This window comes from Mesorhizobium sp. WSM4823, from assembly GCF_055811195.1.
This window is the reverse complement of record NZ_JBVVQL010000004.1, coordinates 196926-216778: the sequence shown is the minus strand read 5'-3', so window position 1 is coordinate 216778 and position 19853 is coordinate 196926. Positions and strand designations below refer to the sequence as shown.

At 64.1% G+C, this 19853-nt stretch carries 15 protein-coding genes; 14 read left to right on the top strand and 1 reads right to left on the bottom strand.

The window, feature by feature from the left end; all coding sequences use genetic code 11:
* Positions 1–67: 67 nt before the first annotated feature.
* The 14 genes from AC0L26_RS12970 to AC0L26_RS12905 all read left to right on the top strand — a co-directional run bounded on the left by AC0L26_RS12970 (position 68) and on the right by AC0L26_RS12905 (position 18517).
* Positions 68–1849 (top strand): stimulus-sensing domain-containing protein, encoded by a 1782-nt coding sequence (locus AC0L26_RS12970; RefSeq protein WP_473632879.1) that lies wholly within the window; start codon positions 68–70, stop codon positions 1847–1849.
* Positions 1850–2004: 155 nt separating this feature from the next.
* Entirely contained in the window at positions 2005–2466 is a 462-nt protein-coding gene (locus AC0L26_RS12965; protein WP_473632878.1) for an HPr kinase/phosphorylase, read from the top strand.
* Between the two features lie 164 nt (positions 2467–2630).
* The gene (locus AC0L26_RS12960; protein WP_029347440.1) at positions 2631–3032 is read left to right on the top strand and encodes a PTS sugar transporter subunit IIA; all 402 of its coding nucleotides are present in this window, start codon (positions 2631–2633) and stop codon (positions 3030–3032) included.
* Positions 3029–3325 carry an HPr family phosphocarrier protein gene (locus tag AC0L26_RS12955; protein WP_473632877.1) on the top strand — a complete coding sequence of 99 codons (297 nt, stop codon included), beginning with the start codon at positions 3029–3031 and terminating at the stop codon, positions 3323–3325. The genes AC0L26_RS12960 and AC0L26_RS12955 overlap by 4 nt, the downstream gene beginning before the upstream one ends.
* Before the next feature lie 207 nt (positions 3326–3532).
* Positions 3533–4933 (top strand): adenosylhomocysteinase, encoded by a 1401-nt coding sequence (ahcY, locus tag AC0L26_RS12950; RefSeq protein ID WP_473632876.1) that lies wholly within the window; start codon positions 3533–3535, stop codon positions 4931–4933.
* 188 nt (positions 4934–5121) lie between these two features.
* On the top strand, positions 5122–7686 hold the full coding sequence (locus tag AC0L26_RS12945) for a sensor histidine kinase (protein WP_473632875.1): 2565 nt from the start codon (positions 5122–5124) through the stop codon (positions 7684–7686).
* A gap of 8 nt (positions 7687–7694) precedes the next feature.
* Positions 7695–9206, top strand: a complete 1512-nt coding sequence (gene tsaE / locus AC0L26_RS12940; protein WP_473632874.1) for a tRNA (adenosine(37)-N6)-threonylcarbamoyltransferase complex ATPase subunit type 1 TsaE — start codon at positions 7695–7697, stop codon at positions 9204–9206.
* On the top strand, positions 9203–9973 hold the full coding sequence (locus AC0L26_RS12935; RefSeq protein WP_473632873.1) for a nucleotidyltransferase family protein: 771 nt from the start codon (positions 9203–9205) through the stop codon (positions 9971–9973). Before tsaE ends, AC0L26_RS12935 begins: the two co-directional genes overlap by 4 nt.
* On the top strand, positions 9970–13089 hold the full coding sequence (gene addB, locus AC0L26_RS12930) for a double-strand break repair protein AddB (RefSeq protein ID WP_473632872.1): 3120 nt from the start codon (positions 9970–9972) through the stop codon (positions 13087–13089). The genes AC0L26_RS12935 and addB overlap by 4 nt, the downstream gene beginning before the upstream one ends.
* Positions 13086–16598 carry a double-strand break repair helicase AddA gene (gene addA, locus AC0L26_RS12925; RefSeq protein ID WP_473632871.1) on the top strand — a complete coding sequence of 1171 codons (3513 nt, stop codon included), beginning with the start codon at positions 13086–13088 and terminating at the stop codon, positions 16596–16598. Before addB ends, addA begins: the two co-directional genes overlap by 4 nt.
* A 74-nt stretch (positions 16599–16672) precedes the next feature.
* Positions 16673–16996, top strand: coding sequence for a thioredoxin (gene trxA, locus AC0L26_RS12920; protein ID WP_027152031.1), 324 nt, complete (start codon positions 16673–16675; stop codon positions 16994–16996).
* A gap of 254 nt (positions 16997–17250) precedes the next feature.
* Positions 17251–17532, top strand: coding sequence for a cupin domain-containing protein (locus tag AC0L26_RS12915; RefSeq protein ID WP_352926777.1), 282 nt, complete (start codon positions 17251–17253; stop codon positions 17530–17532).
* A 119-nt stretch (positions 17533–17651) separates the two neighbouring features.
* Positions 17652–18002 carry an MbcA/ParS/Xre antitoxin family protein gene (locus AC0L26_RS12910; RefSeq protein ID WP_473632870.1) on the top strand — a complete coding sequence of 117 codons (351 nt, stop codon included), beginning with the start codon at positions 17652–17654 and terminating at the stop codon, positions 18000–18002.
* Positions 18003–18010: 8 nt separating this feature from the next.
* Positions 18011–18517, top strand: coding sequence for an RES family NAD+ phosphorylase (locus tag AC0L26_RS12905; RefSeq protein ID WP_473632869.1), 507 nt, complete (start codon positions 18011–18013; stop codon positions 18515–18517).
* Positions 18518–18644: 127 nt separating this feature from the next.
* Here the strand turns inward: AC0L26_RS12905 and AC0L26_RS12900 are convergent, their stop codons facing one another.
* Complete coding sequence (locus AC0L26_RS12900) at positions 18645–19721, bottom strand: bifunctional folylpolyglutamate synthase/dihydrofolate synthase (RefSeq protein ID WP_473632868.1); 1077 nt, start codon at positions 19719–19721, stop codon at positions 18645–18647.
* Positions 19722–19853: the final 132 nt, after the last annotated feature.

Genomic DNA, 19853 nt, shown 5'->3' with positions numbered 1-19853 from the left:
CTGGCCTATCTTAGGCCCCCTTTTTCCATTCACCATTTACCATTCACCAGACAGGGGCTGCTATTCGATGGCAGTGGACGTAGAGCGAGTGAGACGGACGGGCGCCCGGCGCCCGTCGCGGATTCTGCCCGCATTCCTGTCGAGGATCACGGTACCGATGCGCCGCTTCCTCGGCCACCATATCTTTTCCAGCCTGACGCGGCGCATTCTCTTCCTCAACCTCGCCGGCCTGGCCGTGCTGGTCACCGGCATTCTCTACCTCAACACGTTTCGGGACGGGCTGATCGACGCCCGCGTCGAGAGCCTGATGACCCAGGGCGAGATCATTGCCGGCGCGATTGCGGCGTCGGCGACGGTCGAGACCGATTCGATCAGCATCGATCCGGAGAAACTGCTGGAACTGCAGGCCGGCGAAAGCCTGGGTCCCGGTTCCGATCAGCTCGACAATCTGGATTTCCCGATCAATCCGGAGCGCGTCGCGCCGGTGCTCAGGCGGTTGATTTCGCCGACGCGGACGCGCGCCCGCATCTATGATCGCGACGCCAATCTGCTGCTCGATTCCCGTCATCTCTATTCGCGCGGCCAGATCCTTCGCTACGACCTGCCACCGGTCGACGCGGAAGAGCCCGACCTTCTGGAACGCATCCAGAAATTCGTCTTCGACTTCTTCCGCAACACCGCGCTGCCGGTCTATCACGAACAGCCGGGCGGCAATGGCGCTGCATTCCCGGAGGTGGTCAAGGCGCTTACCGGCAGCCCGTCGACCATCGTGCGGATCTCCGAACAGGGCGAGCAGATCGTTTCGGTCGCCGTGCCGATCCAGCGCTTCCGCGCCGTCCTCGGCGTGCTGATGCTGTCGACGGAAGGCGGCGATATCGACAAGATCGTCGCGGCCGAGCGCAAGGCGATCCTGCGTGTCTTCGGCATCGCCGCCCTTGTCACCGCAATCCTGTCGATGCTGCTCGCCTCGACCATCGCCAACCCGCTGCGCCGGCTGTCGGCGGCGGCTGTCAGGGTGCGGCGCGGCGTCAAGAACCGCGAGGAAATCCCTGATTTCTCGGACCGGCAGGACGAGATCGGCAATCTGTCGATCGCCGTGCGCGACATGACCAATGCGCTCTACGCCCGCATCGAGGCGATCGAAAGTTTCGCGGCCGACGTCTCGCACGAGCTGAAGAACCCGCTGACCTCGCTACGCAGCGCTGTAGAGACCCTGCCGCTGGCCAAGAACGACAATTCGCGCAGCCGGCTGATGGATATCATCCAGCACGACGTCAGGCGGCTGGACCGCCTTATCACCGACATTTCCGATGCCTCCCGTCTTGACGCCGAGCTCGCGCGGGAAGACGCGGGAACGGTAGACCTCAAGAAATTCGTCACTGATCTGGTCGACGTTTCGCGCACGGCCACGCGCAACAAGAAGACGGTCGAGATCGAGTTCAAGATCGCCAAGCCGCCACAGGGCGTCAAAGGCTACTTCGTCGCCGGCCATGATCTGAGGATCGGCCAGGTCATCACCAATCTGATCGAGAATGCCCGCTCCTTCGTTCCTGAAGAGCGCGGCCACATCACTATCTCGCTGGCGCGCGTCGGCAAGTTCAACATCATCACCGTTGACGACAACGGTCCCGGTATAAGGGCCGACAACATCGACCGGATCTTCGAACGCTTCTACACCGACCGGCCGGCCGGCGAGGCGTTCGGCCAGAATTCCGGCCTTGGCCTGTCGATCAGCAGGCAGATCGTCGAAGCCCATGGCGGCACGCTGACCGCCGAGAACATCCCGGGCACCAAGCCCGGCGAGATCAAGGGTGCGCGCTTCGTCGTGACGCTGCCGGCGGAAGACTAAGCATGGTCCCGAAAACTGGGAACCGGTTTTCCGACAAGATCATACCTCAACCAAAAGGCATGATCCCGAAAAGTGGGAACCGGTTTTCGGACAAGATCATGCCTCAACCAAAAGGCATGGTCCCGAAAAGTGGGAACCGGTTTTCGGACAAGATCATGCCTCAACCAATTGTGCAGGCCGAGAACATTCACGGCACGGCTATCCTGATCGGCGAGCGTGGCGTCCTCATCACCGGAGCGTCCGGCTCGGGCAAGACGACGCTGGCGCTCGCCCTCATCGATCATTGTCGCCAGCATGGATTGTTTTCGCGGCTGATCGGCGACGACAGGCTGCTCGCTGCCGATCACGCGGGGCGGCTTGTCTGTAAGGTGCCCACCACCATAGCCGGCCTCGCTGAGGTGCCTGGTTTCGGTCCGCGGCCATTGTCGTTCGAGCCCGGCGGCGTGATAGACCTCCATGTCCGGTTGGTGCCGGCAAGCGAGATGGCCCGCTTCCAGGAAGTTGTCAGCGATCCCGTCGCCGGCGTGCTGGTGCCTCGAATTGATCTCGCCGAACGCAACGTTCCCGTCGCCTTGCTGGCCATGACAGCGCGGCTGTCGATCGCGCCGTTTTTATGATCCGGTTCCGGTTTTTTGCTGCAATGCGTCAAAATGGCCTAGGCCTATGCAATTTTGGACTTGTCAACGCGTCCCGCGTCGACAAGATAGCGCTCCCGCCGCCTGGAATGGCCGGCGAGCACGAAATACGCCTATAATGCGGCGATGACGGGAGCCACCAAAGAATGATCGGACTCGTGCTTGTAACGCACGGTCAACTGGCCGCCGAATTCCGCCATGCCGTGGAACATGTCGTCGGGCCACAAGACAGTTTCGAGACCGTGGCGATCGGTGCCGATGACGATATGGAGCAGCGCCGCAGCGACATCGTCGACGCCGTTGCCCGTGTCGACACCGGGGCGGGCGTCATCGTGTTGACCGACATGTTCGGCGGCACGCCCTCCAATCTCGCCATATCGGTGATGGAATCGGGTCGAACCGAGGTCATTGCCGGCATGAACCTGCCGATGTTGATCAAGCTGTCCAGCATTCGCAAGGGCGACAATATGAGCGCAGCGCTGGACGAGGCGCAGGCAGCCGGCCGTAAGTACATCAATGTCGCCAGCCAGCTTCTGAGCAGCAAATGAACGCGTTGTCGACCAAGAAGGGTGACATCGTCCGGGAGTTTCCAATCGTCAACCAGCGCGGGTTGCATGCCCGCGCCTCGGCGAAGTTCGTTCAGGTCGCCAGCGGCTTCGACGCCTCCGTCGAGGTCGAGAAGGACGGCGTCAAGGTCGGCGGCACCTCGATCATGGGCCTGATGATGCTGGCGGCGAGCCCCGGCTATTCGATCCGCGTCACCGCCAGCGGCCCGGAGGCCGAGCAGGTGATCGACGCACTGGAGCAACTGGTCGCCTCTCGCTTCGGCGAGGAGTCCTGACGCCTAGAGCGCCGCGCGTCCTTTGGACGCGAATTTGCGCATCGTGCTTTCCGAAAAACGCTTCCGAAGACATGCACGGATAAAGATTTCTTTATATCCCATTGTCGTCCGACCGGCGATCTGCTAGTCAGGCCGGCAACTCGCGCCCTTCGACACGCCTTTGGCGCGGGCGCATCCCGAAGACAAATTCTTGATCGGAGCACTGCCATGACGGGTAGCAAAGACTATGTGGTCGCCGACATCTCGCTTGCCGGCTGGGGCCGCAAGGAGATCGAGATCGCCGAAACCGAAATGCCGGGCCTGATGGCCTGCCGCGAGGAATTCGGCAAGAAAAAGCCGCTCAAGGGCGCGCGCATCACCGGCTCGCTGCACATGACCATCCAGACTGCGGTGCTGATCGAAACGCTGAAGGAACTCGGCGCCGACATCCGCTGGGCCTCCTGCAACATCTTCTCGACCCAGGACCATGCGGCCGCGGCCATCGCCGAGGCCGGTATTCCGGTCTTCGCCATCAAGGGCGAGACGCTCGAAGACTACTGGGTCTACACCGACAGGATCTTCCAGTGGGCCGATGGCGGCACTTCCAACATGATCCTCGATGATGGCGGCGACGCCACCATGTACATCCTGATCGGCGCGCGCGCCGAAGCCGGCGAAGATGTGCTCTCCAATCCGGGCAGCGAGGAGGAGGAAATCCTGTTTGCCCAGATCAAGAAGCGTATGGCGGCTTCGCCCGGTTTCTTCACGAAGCAGAAGGAAGCGATCCGCGGCGTCACCGAAGAAACGACGACCGGCGTCAACCGGCTCTATCAGTTGCAGAAGAAGGGCCTGTTGCCGTTCCCTGCGATCAACGTCAACGATAGCGTGACAAAGTCGAAATTCGACAACAAATATGGCTGCAAGGAATCGCTGGTCGACGGCATTCGCCGCGGCACCGACACGATGATGGCCGGCAAGGTTGCGGTCGTCTGCGGCTATGGCGACGTCGGCAAGGGTTCTTCGGCTTCGCTCAAGGGCGCCGGCGCCCGCGTCAAGGTCACCGAGGTCGATCCGATCTGCGCCTTGCAGGCGGCGATGGATGGTTTCGAAGTCGTCACGCTTGAGGATGCAGCACCGACGGCCGACATCATCATCACCACCACCGGCAACAAGGACGTCGTCACCCTCGACCACATGCGGTCGTTCAAGGACATGGTGATCGTCGGCAATATCGGTCACTTCGACAACGAGATCCAGGTGGCGTCGCTGCGCAATCTGAAGTGGACCAACATCAAGCCGCAGGTCGACATGATCACCTTCCCGGACGGCAAGCGGATGATCCTGTTGTCGGAAGGCCGCCTGCTCAATCTCGGCAACGCCACCGGCCATCCGAGCTTCGTCATGTCGGCGTCCTTCACCAACCAGGTGCTGGCGCAGATCGAGCTTTACACCAAGCCCGGCCAGTACGAGAACCAGGTCTATGTCCTGCCCAAGCATCTCGATGAAAAGGTCGCGCGCCTGCATCTCGACAAGCTCGGCGCCCGGCTCACCGAGCTGTCCGGCGAGCAGGCCGCCTATATCGGCGTGACCCCGCAGGGACCGTTCAAGCCGGAACACTACCGCTATTAACCACGGCCGAAATTGCCACTAGATATTGATGCCGGGCGATTGACTTTTCGCCCGGCTTTATTTTTGCGCTGAATGATTCTTCACGCCGATTCGCGCAAGCGCTATGGTGCTGATTCGCGGGTTCGGGGACGAGGGCCGATACCCGCATCAGGGCGGTCTTGCATTCAGGCGGCGAAGAGGACCAGGACATGCCGGGGGATTACCCGCCTTGCGCGGGACAGGCCGTTTCCGGCGGCCGCAACGATTCAGGTGCCACCGGTTCCGCTGCCAGAGGCGGAAGCCCTCTGTGGCGCGCTGGCACTCGCATCGGGAAATTGCTTGCTTCGTCCGCGCTCGCAGGTCCGCTATTCGGCTTCGCGGCACATGCTCAAACGGTTGCTGCGCAAAAAGCCGGGCTGTCGGTCAGCACGGTTGAGGTCATGCAACTGGCCATGTTTGTCGGTGTCATGGGCGCGGCACTTGTCTCGGCTATTTTCCTGATCCGTGAAAGAGCGCGCACTGCCGCTCAGAACGTCGAACTCAGAGCCCGTTTGGCCGACGTCAACGCTGCGCTGCGGCGCTCCGAGGCGTTGCTCAATCTGCGCGACCAGCGTGTTATCGTATGGGCCTCGGAAAACAAGAAACCCGAGCTCGTCGGGACATTGCCGATCGAGAGCGGCGCCCCGGAAGACCGTGCCGCCTTCCTCGCCTTCGGCCGTTGGCTGATGCCGCGCTCGGCGGCGGCGCTCGAACATGCCGTGGCTGGACTGCGGGACAAAGCGAAGTCATTCGATCTCGTCATCGAATCGCAGATCGGTGCGCCGCTCGAAGTGCACGGGCGCAAGAGCGCAGCACACGTGCTTGTACGCTTCGTCTCGCTTTCTGAAACGCAGCGAAGCGAGGCCAGGCTGAGGATCGAGAACCAGCGCCTCGCCGCCGACCACGATACCATGATCGGCCTGCTCGACGCGCTCGGCATGCCGTCATGGCTGCGCACGGCCGACGGGCGGCTGAAATGGGTCAACCGCGCCTATGCCAAGGCAGTCGAAGCGGAAAGCGCCGAGGCGGCGGTGCGCGACGCGAAGGAATTCCTCGGTGGCCAGGCACGCGACGCGATCGCTGCGCAGCACAAGTCGCATCCCGTCTTCGAGCAGGCGCTTTCCACCGTGATCGAAGGCGACCGCCGCATGTTCGCCGTGACCGACTTTGCCGGCGCCGACGGTTCGGCCGGTCTTGCCTGCGACACCAGCGCCATCGAAACGATCCGTAGCGAATATGAGCGGACAGTGCGCAGCCATGCCGACACGCTCGATCAGCTCAACACCGCCGTGGCGATTTTCGATGCCGACGAAAAACTGCGGTTTTTCAACCAGGCGTTCCAGAAACTATGGGGTCTCGACAGCGGTTTTCTGCACAGCGCTCCCGACAACGCCTTGCTGCTCGACCGGCTGCGCAGCGAAGGCAAGATCGCCGAGCAGCCCGAATGGCGGCGCTGGAAGGAGAGCCTGCTTGGCGCCTATCGCGCGGTCGAGTCGCAGGAGCATTGGTGGCATCTGCCGGACGGCAAGACCATCCGTGTCGTCGCCAATCCGCAGCCCAAGGGCGGCGTCACCTGGGTGTTCGAGAACCTGACCGAAAAGATGGACTTGGAAAGCCGCTACCAAACCGCGGTGCGGGTCCAGGGCGAGACGCTCGACAATCTTGCCGAAGGCGTGGCCGTGTTCGGCCCGGACGGAAGGCTCAGATTGTCAAACCCGGCATTCGCCGCACTTTGGGGACTGGACACCGACGCCGCCAAGCCCACCGTCCACGTCTCGACGATCCGCGATCTTTGCGACCGGCGTGCCGCCGACAGTCCCTGGGGCGGGTTCGTTGCCGCCATCACCGGTTTCGACGATGAGCGCCGCGACCGCCACGGCCAGACCGAATTGAACAACGGCACCGTGCTGCGCTACGCGATGATCCCGCTGCCCAACGGGCAGGTGATGATGACCTTCGTCGACGTCACCGACAGCGTCAATGTCGAGCGGGCGCTGAAGGACAAAAACGAGGCACTGGAAAAATCCGATCAGCTCAAGAACGAGTTCGTGCAGCACGTCTCCTACGAATTGCGCTCGCCGCTGACCAACATCATCGGCTTCACCGAGCTTCTCTCGCTGCCGTCGACCGGGCCATTGAGCCAGAAGCAGCGCGAATATGTCGAGCATGTCGGTTCGTCTTCCTCGGTCCTGCTCACCATCGTCAACGACATCCTCGACCTGGCGACGGTGGATGCCGGGATCATGCAGCTCGATATTTCCGAAGTGCATGTCGACCGGACCATCGCCGCCGCCGCCGAGCTTGTTGCCGACCGGCTGGAGGAGCATGCGATCAGGCTCAAGATCGAAGCGGCCGCCGCGCCGAAGACCTTCCATGGTGACGAGACCCGCATCCGCCAGATTCTCTATAATCTCTTGAGCAACGCCGCCAATTATGCGCCCGAGGCGAGCACCATCACGCTCGCCTGCCGCCAGCTTGCCGAAGGCGTCGAATTCTCCGTTCATGACGATGGTCCTGGCATGCCGCCGGACCTGCTCGATTCGGTGTTCCGTCGTTTCGAACCGCGCACCAATGGCGGCCGCCGGCGCGGCGCCGGCCTCGGCCTGTCGATCGTCAAGAGCTTTGTCGAGCTGCATGGCGGCAGCGTCCGCATCGAGACCGGCAAGGACAAGGGCACCACGGTCATTTGTGCCTTTCCCGATACGCCGTCCGGCATCCGCGCGGCGGCCGAGTAGCGCGTTCGATGGCAGGCGTGGTGCTGGAGCGTTTTCTCGCCGACGAGGCTGCGACCGCAAGGCTGGGCGAGGACCTGACCATGTCGCTGCGCCCTGGCGACGTTTTGGCGCTCAAAGGCGATCTCGGCGCCGGCAAGTCGAGTTTGGCGCGGGCGCTGATCAGGGCAATGGCCGACGATTCCAGCCTCGATGTGCCGAGCCCGACCTTCACGCTCGTCCAGAGCTATGAGGCGCGCGTTCCCGTCCATCATTTCGACCTTTATCGCCTGTCCTCGGCATCCGAACTGGACGAACTGGGTTTCGACGAGGCACTGGCGCAAGGCGCTGCCCTGGTCGAATGGCCGGAACGGGCAGAGCACTATCTGCCAAAGACTTCAGTGCTGATCGAACTGATCCACCAGGGCGACGGGCGCCTGGCGAGATTATCGGGACAAGGCGCCGCCTTCGAGCGCGCGGCGCGATCGCTGGCGATGCGCGATTTCCTGGACGAGGCCGGATGGGGTGAAGCGCAGAGACGATACTTTATCGGCGACGCCTCGGCCCGCTCCTATGAGATCGTCTCGCTGGCCGGCTTGCCGCCGCGCGTGTTGATGAATTCGCCGCGGCTGGTGCTCGGGCCGCCGGTCCGCGACGGCAAGCCCTATGCGGTGATCGCCCACACGGCGCAATCCGTCTCGGCGTTCGTCGCCATCGACCGCGCGCTGCGGGCCGGCGGCGTCAGCGTCCCGGAGATCCACGCGCAGGACCTGGACCAGGGCTTTCTTCTCCTGGAGCATCTCGGCTCGGAGGGATTTCTCGGCCAGCGGGGTCAGCCGGTGGCCGCACGCTATGAGGCGGCGGCCGAACTGCTGGCCATGATGCATGGCAAAACATGGCCCGATCGCATGGAGGCCGCGCCCGGCGTCTTTCACGACGTGCCGCCTTTCGACCGCGACGCCATGATGATCGAAGCCGAATTGCTGCTCGACTGGTATGTGCCGGCGATATCGGGCGGCCCGGCAAGCGATGCCTTGCGCGCCGGCTATAACAGCGAGTGGAATGCGGTACTCGACCTGCTGGAAGGGCGCGAATACACGCTGATGCTGCGCGACTTTCATTCGCCCAACATCATCTGGCGCGGCAATCGTACCGGTCACGACCGCCTTGGGATCGTCGATGTCCAGGATGCGCTGGTCGGTCCGTCCGCCTATGACCTCGCCTCGCTTGCCATGGATGCGCGCGTCACGGTTTCGCCTGAGATCGAGAAGCGGACGCTCGAAGCCTATATCGCCGCCCGCCATAAGACCGGCGCCTTTGACGAAGACGAATTCGTCGAGACCTATGCGATCATGGCCGCGCAACGCAATTCGAAGATACTCGGCATTTTCGTTCGGCTCGAAAAGCGCGACGGCAAGCCCTATTATCTAAAACACCTGCCGCGCATTCGCGATTATCTCCGGCGGGCGCTGGCGCATCCGGCGTTGGCGAGCCTCCGGGATTTCTACATCGCCCACGGCTTGCTGGAGGAGCGGGCGCTGTGACGGCGCACCCCAAAACCGCGATGATGCTCGCCGCCGGTCTTGGCAAGCGCATGCGGCCAATCACCGATACGATGCCGAAACCGCTGGTCAAGATATCGGGCAAGACATTGCTCGACTGGGGCCTGGACAGCCTGGCCGAGGCAGGCGTCACCAAGGCTGTCGTCAATGTCCATTATTTCCCTGCGCAGATCGTCTCGCATGTCGCCGGGCGCAATGCGCCGAAGGTGGTCATATCGGACGAAAGCGAAGCACTGCTCGATTCCGCCGGCGGTATTGTCCATGCCTTGCCGGAATTGGGGGAACGACCCTTCTACATCGTCAACGCCGACACGTTCTGGATCGATGCCGGTTCGCCAAACCTTGCTCGTCTCGCCCTTGCATGGGATGCGACGAAAATGGATATTCTGCTGATGCTCGCAGATATCAAGTCAGCAACCGGACACAGCGGCGGTACCGATTTCCTGATGGCGCCCGACGGTGCCTTGTGGCGTTCGGAGGGCGATCCGGCAGGCCTGATTTATGCAGGTGCGGCCATTGTCCATCCGCGCCTTTTTAGGGATGCGCCGGCCGGGCCGCATTCGCTCAACGCCTATTTCGATGCCGCCATTGCCACTGGGCGCCTGTTCGGCATAGCGATGCAGGGCCATTGGATCACCGTCGGCACGCCCGATGCCATTCCGCTTGCGGAAGCCGCGGTCGCCGCCGCTCTTGTTCGGTCGCCCAGCGCTCTTACTGAGTTGACCAGCGCTCCTACCGAGTTCAAATGAGCGGCTCCCGCCGCGTTTTCTCGATCCCGCCCGGAGCGCCGTTCCTGCCGACGCTTGCCGAGGCCCTGCTGTCAGGGCGGCTCGTTTCCGGCTTCCGGTTCGATGGCGACCCGCTGGCGTTGGCAGACGCGACCATCTACGTGCCGACGCGCCGCGCTGCGCGGGCGCTGCGCGGCGTCTTCGTCGACCGTCTCGGCGGGCGTTCGGCGATTCTGCCGGTCATCCGCCCGCTTGGCGAGTTCGACGAGGACGAAGCTGCATTCGAGGCCGATGCATCGGCAGCGATCGATCTCGCGCCGCCGATCGCCGCGATGGAGCGGCTGCTGCTGCTGGCGCCGCTGGTGCGCGCCTGGAAGCGCCGCCTGCCGGCCCATGTCGCAGCGCTTTTCGACGAGGAGATCGTTGTGCCGGCATCCGCCGCCGACGCCATCTGGCTGGCGCGCGACCTGGCCCGGCTGATGGACGAGATCGAGACCGAAGGCACGGACTGGACCAGGCTCGCCGATCTGGTGACCGGCAATCTCGCCGGCTGGTGGCAAGTGACGCTCGACTTCCTGAGCATCGTCACCGAAAACTGGCCAGATATCCTGGAGGAACGCAACCGCTCCAACCCCGCCGCGCATCGCAATGCGCTGATCAGGCTGGAGGCGGCGCGGCTGAAGCGCAACCCGCCCACTGGGCCGGTGATCGCCGCCGGCTCCACCGGATCGATCCCGGCCACGGCGGAATTGCTTGCCGTGATCGCTGGCCTGCCCGGCGGCGCTGTCGTGCTGCCCGGCCTCGACACGACGCTGGACGAGCCGTCCTTCCAGGCAATCGCGGCACCCGGCGCGCGGCCTGCCTTGCTTGGCCATCCGCAATACGGCCTGGCAAAACTGGTCGGCAAGATCGGCGTGCTGCGCGGCGATGTCGAGGAGATCGCAATTGCCGAAAGGCCGCTCGCGCTGCGCGCCGCACTTGTTGGCGAGGCGCTGCGGCCGGCCGAAACCACCGAGTTGTGGACGCGGACGCGGCTCCGCTTTACAGCCCGAGACATCACCGACGCCTTCGCCGACGTGACGCTTCTCGAAGCCGCCGGCGAGCGCGACGAAGCCGTGGCGATCGCCGTCGCGCTCAAAGGCGTCGTCGAGCAGCCTGGTCGGCGCGCAGCGCTCGTCACCGGCGACCGCGCCCTGGCGCGGCGCGTTTCAGTCGAGCTGTTGCGCTTCGGCGTCGTCGCCGACGATTCTGGCGGCACGCCGCTCATCAACACGCCAGCCGCCGGCCTGCTCAGGCTGGTGCTTCAGGCCGCCTTCCGCCCCGGCGATCCGGTCGCCCTGCTGTCGCTGCTCAAGCATCCCTTGCTTGGCCTCGGCATGGAGCGCGCAAGCGTCCGTCATGCGGCGGAGATCATCGAACTGGTGGCGCTGCGCGGCGGTACCGGCCGCCCCGACATAGCATCGCTGCCGGAGCTCTTCGAGGCCCGCCTCACCGGCCTGGGCAGTACCCGGCCGCCCTTCTGGTTCTCCCGCCTGACCGTGCGAAACATCGAAGGCGCCCGCGAATTGCTCGTCCGCCTTGCCGCGGCACTGGCACCGCTGATTGCCTTTCGCAGTCAAGCCGAAGCCAATCTTGCCGAATTGACCCGGGCCAGTGTCGTCGTGCTCGAAAGCTTAGGCCGCACTATGGACGGCAGCGTGAGCGAACTCTATGCGGGCGATGCCGGCGAGAAACTTGCCGAGCTCTTGCGCGGGCTGGTCGCCGCCTCGGTGTCGTTCTCCTTCGCGGCTGACGAATGGCCCGATGTGATGGACGCGCTGATCGCGCCCGAGACGGTCAAGCCGGCACAAGGCACCGACAGGAACATTGCCATTTGGGGCGCGCTGGAAGCCCGGTTGCAGAATGTCGACACGCTGGTCGTTGGCGGGCTCAACGAAGGCGTATGGCCGCGCAAGCCGGAAAGCGACCGCTTCATGTCGCGGCTGATGAAGACCGGCATCGATCTCGAACCGCCCGAACGGCGCATCGGCCTGGCCGCCCATGATTTCCAGATGGCGATGGGCGCGAAGAAAGTGGTGCTGGCGCGCTCCGCCCGCTCCGGCGACGCGCCGGCGGTGCCGTCGCGCTGGCTGCAGCGCCTCCTGACCTTCATCGGCAAGGATCATGCGGCGGTGCTACGCCGGCGCGGCGATGAGCTCCTGTCCTGGGCACGTGCGCTCGATGCCGGCGAAAGAAGAGATTTCGCGCCGCGGCCGCAGCCGAAGCCGCCGCTGGCCGTGCGGCCGCAGCATTTCTCCGTCACCGAAATCGAGACGCTGCGCCGCGATCCTTATGCGATCTATGCCAGGAGGATTCTCGGCCTGATGCCGCTCGATCCGGTCATCCGCGACCCGGGCGCCGCCGAGCGCGGCACGCTGTTCCACGCCATCCTGCATCTTTTTTCGCGCACGGTCGCCGATCCGCTTGTGCCGGAGGCGCTGGACGGTCTCATCGCCGCCGGCCGCGCATGCTTTGCCGAGGCGGCTCTTCCTCCCGATGTCGAGGCGGTATGGTGGCCGCGCTTCGAAAAGCTCGCCGCCGGCATCGTCGAATGGGAGCGCGGCCGCGCCTCCGCGGTGACGATGCGGCATGCCGAGGAGCGCGCCGAGAAAACCGGCGTCGGCCGGTCCGGCGTGACGCTGTCGGGCTATGCCGATCGCGTCGACCTCCTGGCCGGCGGCATGGCCGACATCCTGGACTACAAGACCGGCTCCTCGCCATCCAAGGCACAGGCCCATACGCTGCTTTCGCCGCAACTGGCGCTCGAAGGCGCGCTGCTCAGGCGCGGCGCCTTCAAGGGGCTTGGCCCGCGCGAGCCGTCGCAACTGGCCTTCATCAGGCTGAAGCCGAATGGCGAGGTGTTCGAGGAATCCATCCTCGAACACAACCGCAAGCCGCGAACCGCCGCCGATCTTTCCGAGGAGGCCTGGGCGCGGCTCGAAAAACTGCTGGTCCACTATGCCGACCCGGCGACCTTCTATCTGTCGCGCGCGCTGCCCTTCCGTGAGGGCGAGACCGATGGAGACTACGACCATCTCGCCCGTGTGCTCGAATGGTCTGCCGACGGCGACGCCGATGATGAGGGAGGGGAGGCATGAAGAAGGCCTATCCCATCCCGACCGATACCGCCGCCAGCCAGGCAAGTGCCTCCGACCCGCAAAATTCCGCCTGGGTGTCGGCCAATGCCGGATCGGGCAAGACCCATGTGCTGGCCCAGCGCGTCATCCGGCTCCTGCTTCGCGGCACCGATCCGTCGAAGATCCTGTGCCTGACCTACACCCGCGCCGCCGCCGCCAATATGTCGAACCGGGTGTTTTCGACTTTGTCGGAATGGACAGCGCTTGACGACGCGGAACTGGCGACAAGGATAGAGGCGCTGGACGGCCGCCAGCCCGATCGCGAAACCATGCGCCGCGCGCGCCGGCTGTTCGCCGAGGCGCTGGAAACGCCGGGCGGGTTGAAGATCCAGACCATCCATGCCTTCTGCGAATCGGTGCTGCACCAGTTCCCGCTGGAAGCCAACATACCGGCCCATTTCGAAATGCTCGATCCGCAGATGGAGGCGTCGCTCTTCGCCGCCGCCCGCCGTGGCATGATCTCGGGCACTGCCGCCGGCGATGCCGGGCTGGCCGAGGCTTTCGCCACCATTCTGGAACGCGGCGGCGAACACGGGCTCGACGCGTTGCTTGCCGAGATCGTGCGCAAGCGCGACGGCTTGCGCGCCTTCATAAGCGCGGCAGGCGGCGATGGCTTCCGGGCGCTGTTCGACGAGTTCAGGTTTCGCGCCGGCCAGACCGCCGAAGGCCTGGCGGCGTCTGTCTGGCCGCTGCCGGGCTTCCTGCCGGACTATTTCATCACCTTTGCCCGCGCCGCCGAAGCCGCCGATGCCCGCCTCGTGCTGAACAATCTTCTGCCCTATGCGCGTCTTGCCTTCGCCGAGGATGATCCGGTTCGCCGGCTGCAATTGCTGGCAAAGGCCTTTCTGCGGGCGGATGGCGAGCCTTATGAGCCGGCAAAGACCTTCAAGAAGGCGCTGCTTGACCGGTTGCCGGATCTTGCCGAGCGCTATCTGGCGGCGGCCGATGCGATCCTCGAAATCTCCGACCGGCTGGCCCTGTTCAGAATGCTTGAGGGCACGCACGCCGCGCTGACCATCGCCGACTGGCTGATCGCCCGTTACGAGCACTTGAAGCGCGCCCGTGGCTTCCTCGACTTCAACGACCTCATCACCCGAACGGTCAATCTTCTGGCGCGGCCTGATGCCGGCCCATGGGTGCAATACAAGCTCGACCAGGGCATCGACCATATCCTGCTCGACGAGGCGCAGGACACAAGTCCCGACCAATGGGAAGTGGTGAAGCGGCTGGCGGAAGAGTTCTTTGCCGGGCTCGGCGCGCGCGACAATGTTCACCGCACGGTCTTTGCCGTCGGCGACGAAAAGCAGTCGATCTATTCCTTTCAAGGAGCGGCGCCCGATTCCTTCGCCGACTCGAGGCTGCTGTTTTCCGGAAGGGTGCGCGACGCCAACGCCGCTTTCGCCGATCTCAAGCTGACCTGGTCCTTCCGCTCGACCGACGACGTGCTCGCGGCGGTGGACCGTGTATTTGCCGACCCGAACGTGCGGCGCGGCATCAGCCACGATCCCGACCCGCTGAACCACAAGGCGATCCGCACTGATGCGCCGGGTTATGTCGAGGTCTGGCCGTCGCTCGGTGCAGACGTCGTCGATGAACCCGACGACTGGACGCAAGCCGTCGACCACGCTCGTGCGCCGGCGGTGCGCGTTGCCGAAAACGTGGCGGCGACCATTGCCGGCTGGATCGGCGCCGGCGAGATCATCGAAGGCCGTGGCAAGAAGCTTCGACCCGGCGATGTCCTGGTGCTGGTGCGCAAGCGCGATCGTTTCGTCCACGCGCTGACGCGCGCGCTGAAGCGCCGCGACATCCCGGTCGCCGGCGCGGACCGGCTCAGCCTGCCCGGCCATATCGCGGTGAAGGACCTGGTCGCGCTCGGCCACTTTCTCATCCAGCCGCAGGATGATCTGTCGCTGGCCGCCGTGCTGCGCAGCCCGATTTTCGATGTTTCGGAAGAGATGCTTTTTGCGCTCGCGGGCGAGCGGCCGTCCGGTCTCTCGCTGATCGCTTCGCTGCGCAGGCAGGCCGGCGAAAGCGCTGCCTTGGCCGCAATCATTGCCCAACTCGACACATGGTCTGATGAAGCCGCCTTCAAGCCGGTGTTCGAATTCTATGCCGGGGCTCTCGCCCGCGACGGCCTGCGCAAGAAAATGATCGCGCGGCTCGGGCCGGAGGCCGGCGACATCCTCGACGAGTTCCTGAGCTTTTGCCTGGCCGAGGAACGGACCGGCCTGCCGGGACTAGAATCGTTCCTGTCAACGCTGGAAAATGCCGGCCCCGAGATCAAGCGCGAAATGGACCAGACCCGCGACGAGGTTCGGGTCATGACCGTGCATGCTGCCAAGGGCCTGGAGGCGCCTGTCGTGTTCCTGGTCGATGGCGGTTCCGCTCCGTTCAGCGACCAGCATCTGCCGAGGCTGATGCCGTTCGACGGCTCGGGCGACCATTGGGGCGGCAAGGGCTATCTCTGGCGCTCGGCCAGCGATGTCGCCAATGGATTTTCGCGGGCCGCTTCGGTCCGCGCTCGCGAACTGGCCGACGACGAATACCGTCGGCTGCTCTATGTCGGCATGACCCGCGCCGAGGACCAGCTGATCGTCTGCGGCTATCACGGCAAGCGGGCGCCGAATGCCGGCACCTGGCATTCGATCGTCAGCCGCGCGCTGGTCGGCGCTCCCGAAAGCGCTGCACGGCAGCACCCTGCCACCGGCGAGACGGTGCATCGGTTTCACGTGACAAAATTGCCGCCGGTCGCACATGCTGCTGCCGAGGAGGCGGCGCAGACGCAACAGTTCGAGCCGTTGCCGAAGAGCCTGTTCCAACCCTTGCCGCCCTTCGAGGACCTGCCGCGGCCACTGTCGCCGTCCGGTGCCTCGGCGTTGGTCGACGAGGCCAAGGAGGCCGTGATCGACACAGGCTCGCCGGTGCTGGACACCGAGGCGGAGCCCGGCTTTGCGGTCATGCGCGGATTGGCGCTGCACAAATTGCTGCAGATGCTGCCCGGCATTGCCGAGGCCGAACGCCGGGTTGCCGCGGAGCGCTATCTCAGGCGGGCCGGCGCGCAATGGCCTGATGCCGAGCGCGACAAGGCCCTGGCCTCGGTGGCGGCAATTCTTGCCGACAGCCGCTTCGCGCCGCTGTTCGCATCATCGTCGCGCGCCGAAGTTGCGATCATGGGCAGCCTGGAGGTGAAGGGCAAATTACGCTCCATCTCCGGCAAGATTGACCGGCTGGCGGTCACATCAGGCAAGGTGTCAATCGTCGACTACAAGACCAACCGGCCGGCGCCTGCAAGCTTGGCAGACGTTCCGCCAGCCTACGTTCTGCAACTCGCGCTCTATCGCGCGCTGCTCAAGCCACTTTACCCCGGCCATGAGGTCTCCGCGGCGCTGCTGTTCACGGAAGCGCCACGGCTGATCGAGCTGCCACCGGCGGCCATGGACGATGCTCTTGCCCGACTCACGGGAGCGTGACACAACAGCTGCTTGAAGAAGGGCACGATCACCACCACATTTGGTGCGACAATAACTCTCGAAAGGATTTTCGCATGGCCACCGTCAAGGTCGACAAGAGCAATTTCCAGACTGATGTGCTTGACGCCAAGGAGCCGGTCGTGGTCGATTTCTGGGCGGAATGGTGCGGCCCGTGCAAGATGATCGCGCCGGCGCTGGAAGACATCGCCATCGAACTCGGCAGCAAGGTGAAGATCGCCAAGCTCAATATCGACGAGAATCCCGAGCTGGCCGCGCAGTTTGGGGTGCGCTCGATCCCGACGCTGATGATCTTCAAGGGCGGCGAAATGGCCGACATGAAGGTCGGCGCAGCCCCCAAGACGGCGCTGTCGCACTGGATCAACGGCAATCTCGCCTGATCCGACCCGAAATTCCGCAGACAAGCCCGGCCATCGCGCCGGGCTTTTCTTTGGCGTTATCGCTCAACGCCGCTGGCCCTCGCGCGCGATGCCTCCATGTCTTCTGCTTAGAGCAATCCCAGGAAAAGTGCGTAGCGGTTTTCCCGGGAAAAGCGCGTAGCGCTTTCCCTGAGGAATTGCGTAAAAACAAACACTTAGAGCGGGTCAGCGTTTCTATCAAAGCTGAACCGCTCTAGGAAAGACAGGAGAACCCCATGACCGGATCCGCCAAGGCCACCGTCTTCATCGACAATGAACGCGTCATCGTCACCGAATACCGTTTCCAGCCCGGCGACAACACCGGCTGGCATCGCCATGGCCATGACTATGTCATCGTGCCGTTGATGGACGGCAGGCTGAAGATCGTGACCAAGGACGGCGAATCCTTTGCCGAGATGAAACAGGGCGCCCCCTATTTCCGCAAGGAAGGCGTCGAGCACGACGTCATCAGCGCCAATGAAAGCGAATACGCCTTCATCGAGATCGAGCTGAAGTAGACCGGGAGCGGACCCTCGCGGCATCTCCGGTTGAGGCGGGACCGTAGAGCCCGCCTTGAATGCCACTCATATTGACGCTATACTGCGTCATAACATGCGTGAATTAAAGGAATGTGGAAATGGCTCTGGTCCAGTACGCGGACGGTGGGTTCTTTGCCCCACGAAAAATTGCCGAGGCGCTGCGCACCACCAGCGAGGAAGTGGCCCGAACTGCCGGGCTCGGTCGCGACGCCGTCCAGCGCAAGGAACGCATCCGTTCCGACAAGACGCAGCGCCGCCTGCGCGAGATGATTGAAATCATCAACAAGGTCGAACCGCGCTTTGGCTCCGCGCTGATGGCGTATGCCTGGTACCGGTCCGAGCCTCTGCCCGGCTTTTCGGGGCAGACGGCCATGCAGCTTGTGCGCGGCGGGCGGGCCGCTGAGGTGCTTGAATATGTCGATGCGATCGATGCCGGCGTTCACGCCTGACAGAGCTGATGCACTATCGCGGCAAACTGTTTCGGGCGATCAACCCGATCTACGCACGTGAACCGCTCTCAGGGCGCGGCGCCGCACTGTTCGGCGGGCGTTTCAACCCGAAAAGCATGCCGGCGCTCTACACGTCGCTGACCGTCATGATCGCTCTGCGCGAGGCCAATCAGGTCGGCAATCTCCAGCCGACGACGCTCGTTTCCTATGACGCCGAAATCGCAAGTGTTTTCGACAGCCGGGACGAGGCCGCGCTCAAAGAAGAAGGGCTGGATGCAACAGCTCTTGCTGACAGCACCTGGCGGGATCAGATGCAGGCAAGCGGAGAAGCAAGAACGCAGGCTCTGGCACGCCGATTGATCGCGAAAGGCTATCAAGCCTTGCTCGTTCGCAGCTTTGTGGCCGGCTCTGTCGAGACGGACCTCAACCTCGTTCTATGGAAATGGGGCGATGATCCCCCGTCGCAGCTCGCGCTGATCGACGACGAAGGCAGACTGTCGAGAGAAGCACAATGACGCAGCAATCCGGCTCCTCGTGAAAAGCGCCCACGACGGCTGAGCTTCTCAGAAGAATTCGTCGATCTCGCGCGCGAAACAGTATCCGCGTTGCGCGGACAACTTGCGGTTCAGGCACCGGCAAAGATCAAACCGGCGGCGTGCCGTTTTCGGCCAGGACCGCGCCGGCCAGATAGAGCGAACCGCCGATCAGGATGCGCGGCGGCGGTCCGTCCCATGTGTCGCGCAACAGCATCAGCGCATTGGCAACGGAGCTCACCGGTTCAGCCGACAGGCCAGCCTCGACGGCGCGGACCGCCAGTTCGTCATTTGGCACGCTAGCCTCGCTGAGGCTCACCGGGACCGTGTAGACATGCCGCACCAGACCTTTGAAGGCGCGGAAATAACCGCTCTGGTCCTTGGTGTTGATCATGCCGGAAATCAGGAACAGCGGCCGTGGGTTCTTTTCCTCCTGTTCGGCCAGCGCCTCGGCGACGACCACGCCGGCGCCCGGATTGTGGCCGCCGTCGAGCCAGATGTCGGCGCCCGCCGGCGCCAGTTCCGTCAGCCTGCCTGGCGGCAATTTTTGCATCCGCCCCGGCCAGGCGACATTGGCCATCGCCTTGTCGGCGACGCGATGGCTGATCTCGAAGCCCGCCGCCTTGACCGCCGCAATCGCCGCCGCCGCATTGGCGAACTGGTGGCGACCCGGCAGCCGCGGTGGCGACAGGTCCATCAATCCGTCTTCGTCCTGATAGACCATGCGGCCGTTCTCCTCGAAGGCGAGGAAATCCTGGCCATAGACGAAGGCGGGACAGTCGAGCCGCTCGGCGGTTTCGATAAGCACCTGAAGCGCCGTCTCGCTCTCCTGCGCGCCGATGACCACCGGGCAACCGCCTTTGATGATGCCGGCCTTTTCGGCAGCGATCAGTTCGACACGGTCGCCGAGAAAGGATTCGTGGTCGAGCGAGACCGGCATGATCACCGATACTGCCGGCTCGGTGATGACATTGGTGGCGTCGAAGCGGCCGCCGAGGCCGACCTCGATGATGACGGCATCTGCCGGATGTTCGGAAAACAGCAGGAACGTGACGGCGGTGAGGATTTCGAAGACGGTGATCGTCCCGCCTTCATTGGCCTTGGCGACGCGGGCGATGGCGTCGGCGAAGACATGATCCTCGACCAGCCTGCCGCCCCCCGGGGCGGGCCCCCCGGGGAGCGGCATGGAAATAGAACAAAAGTGGGGGGGGGGGGGGGGGCGGGGGGGGGCCGCGGGGGGGGGGGGGGCCCGCCGCGGCCTCTTTCATCCTTCGTGGTGGGGTGGGTGGTGTGGCGGCCCCCAAATCTCCCCCGGGGT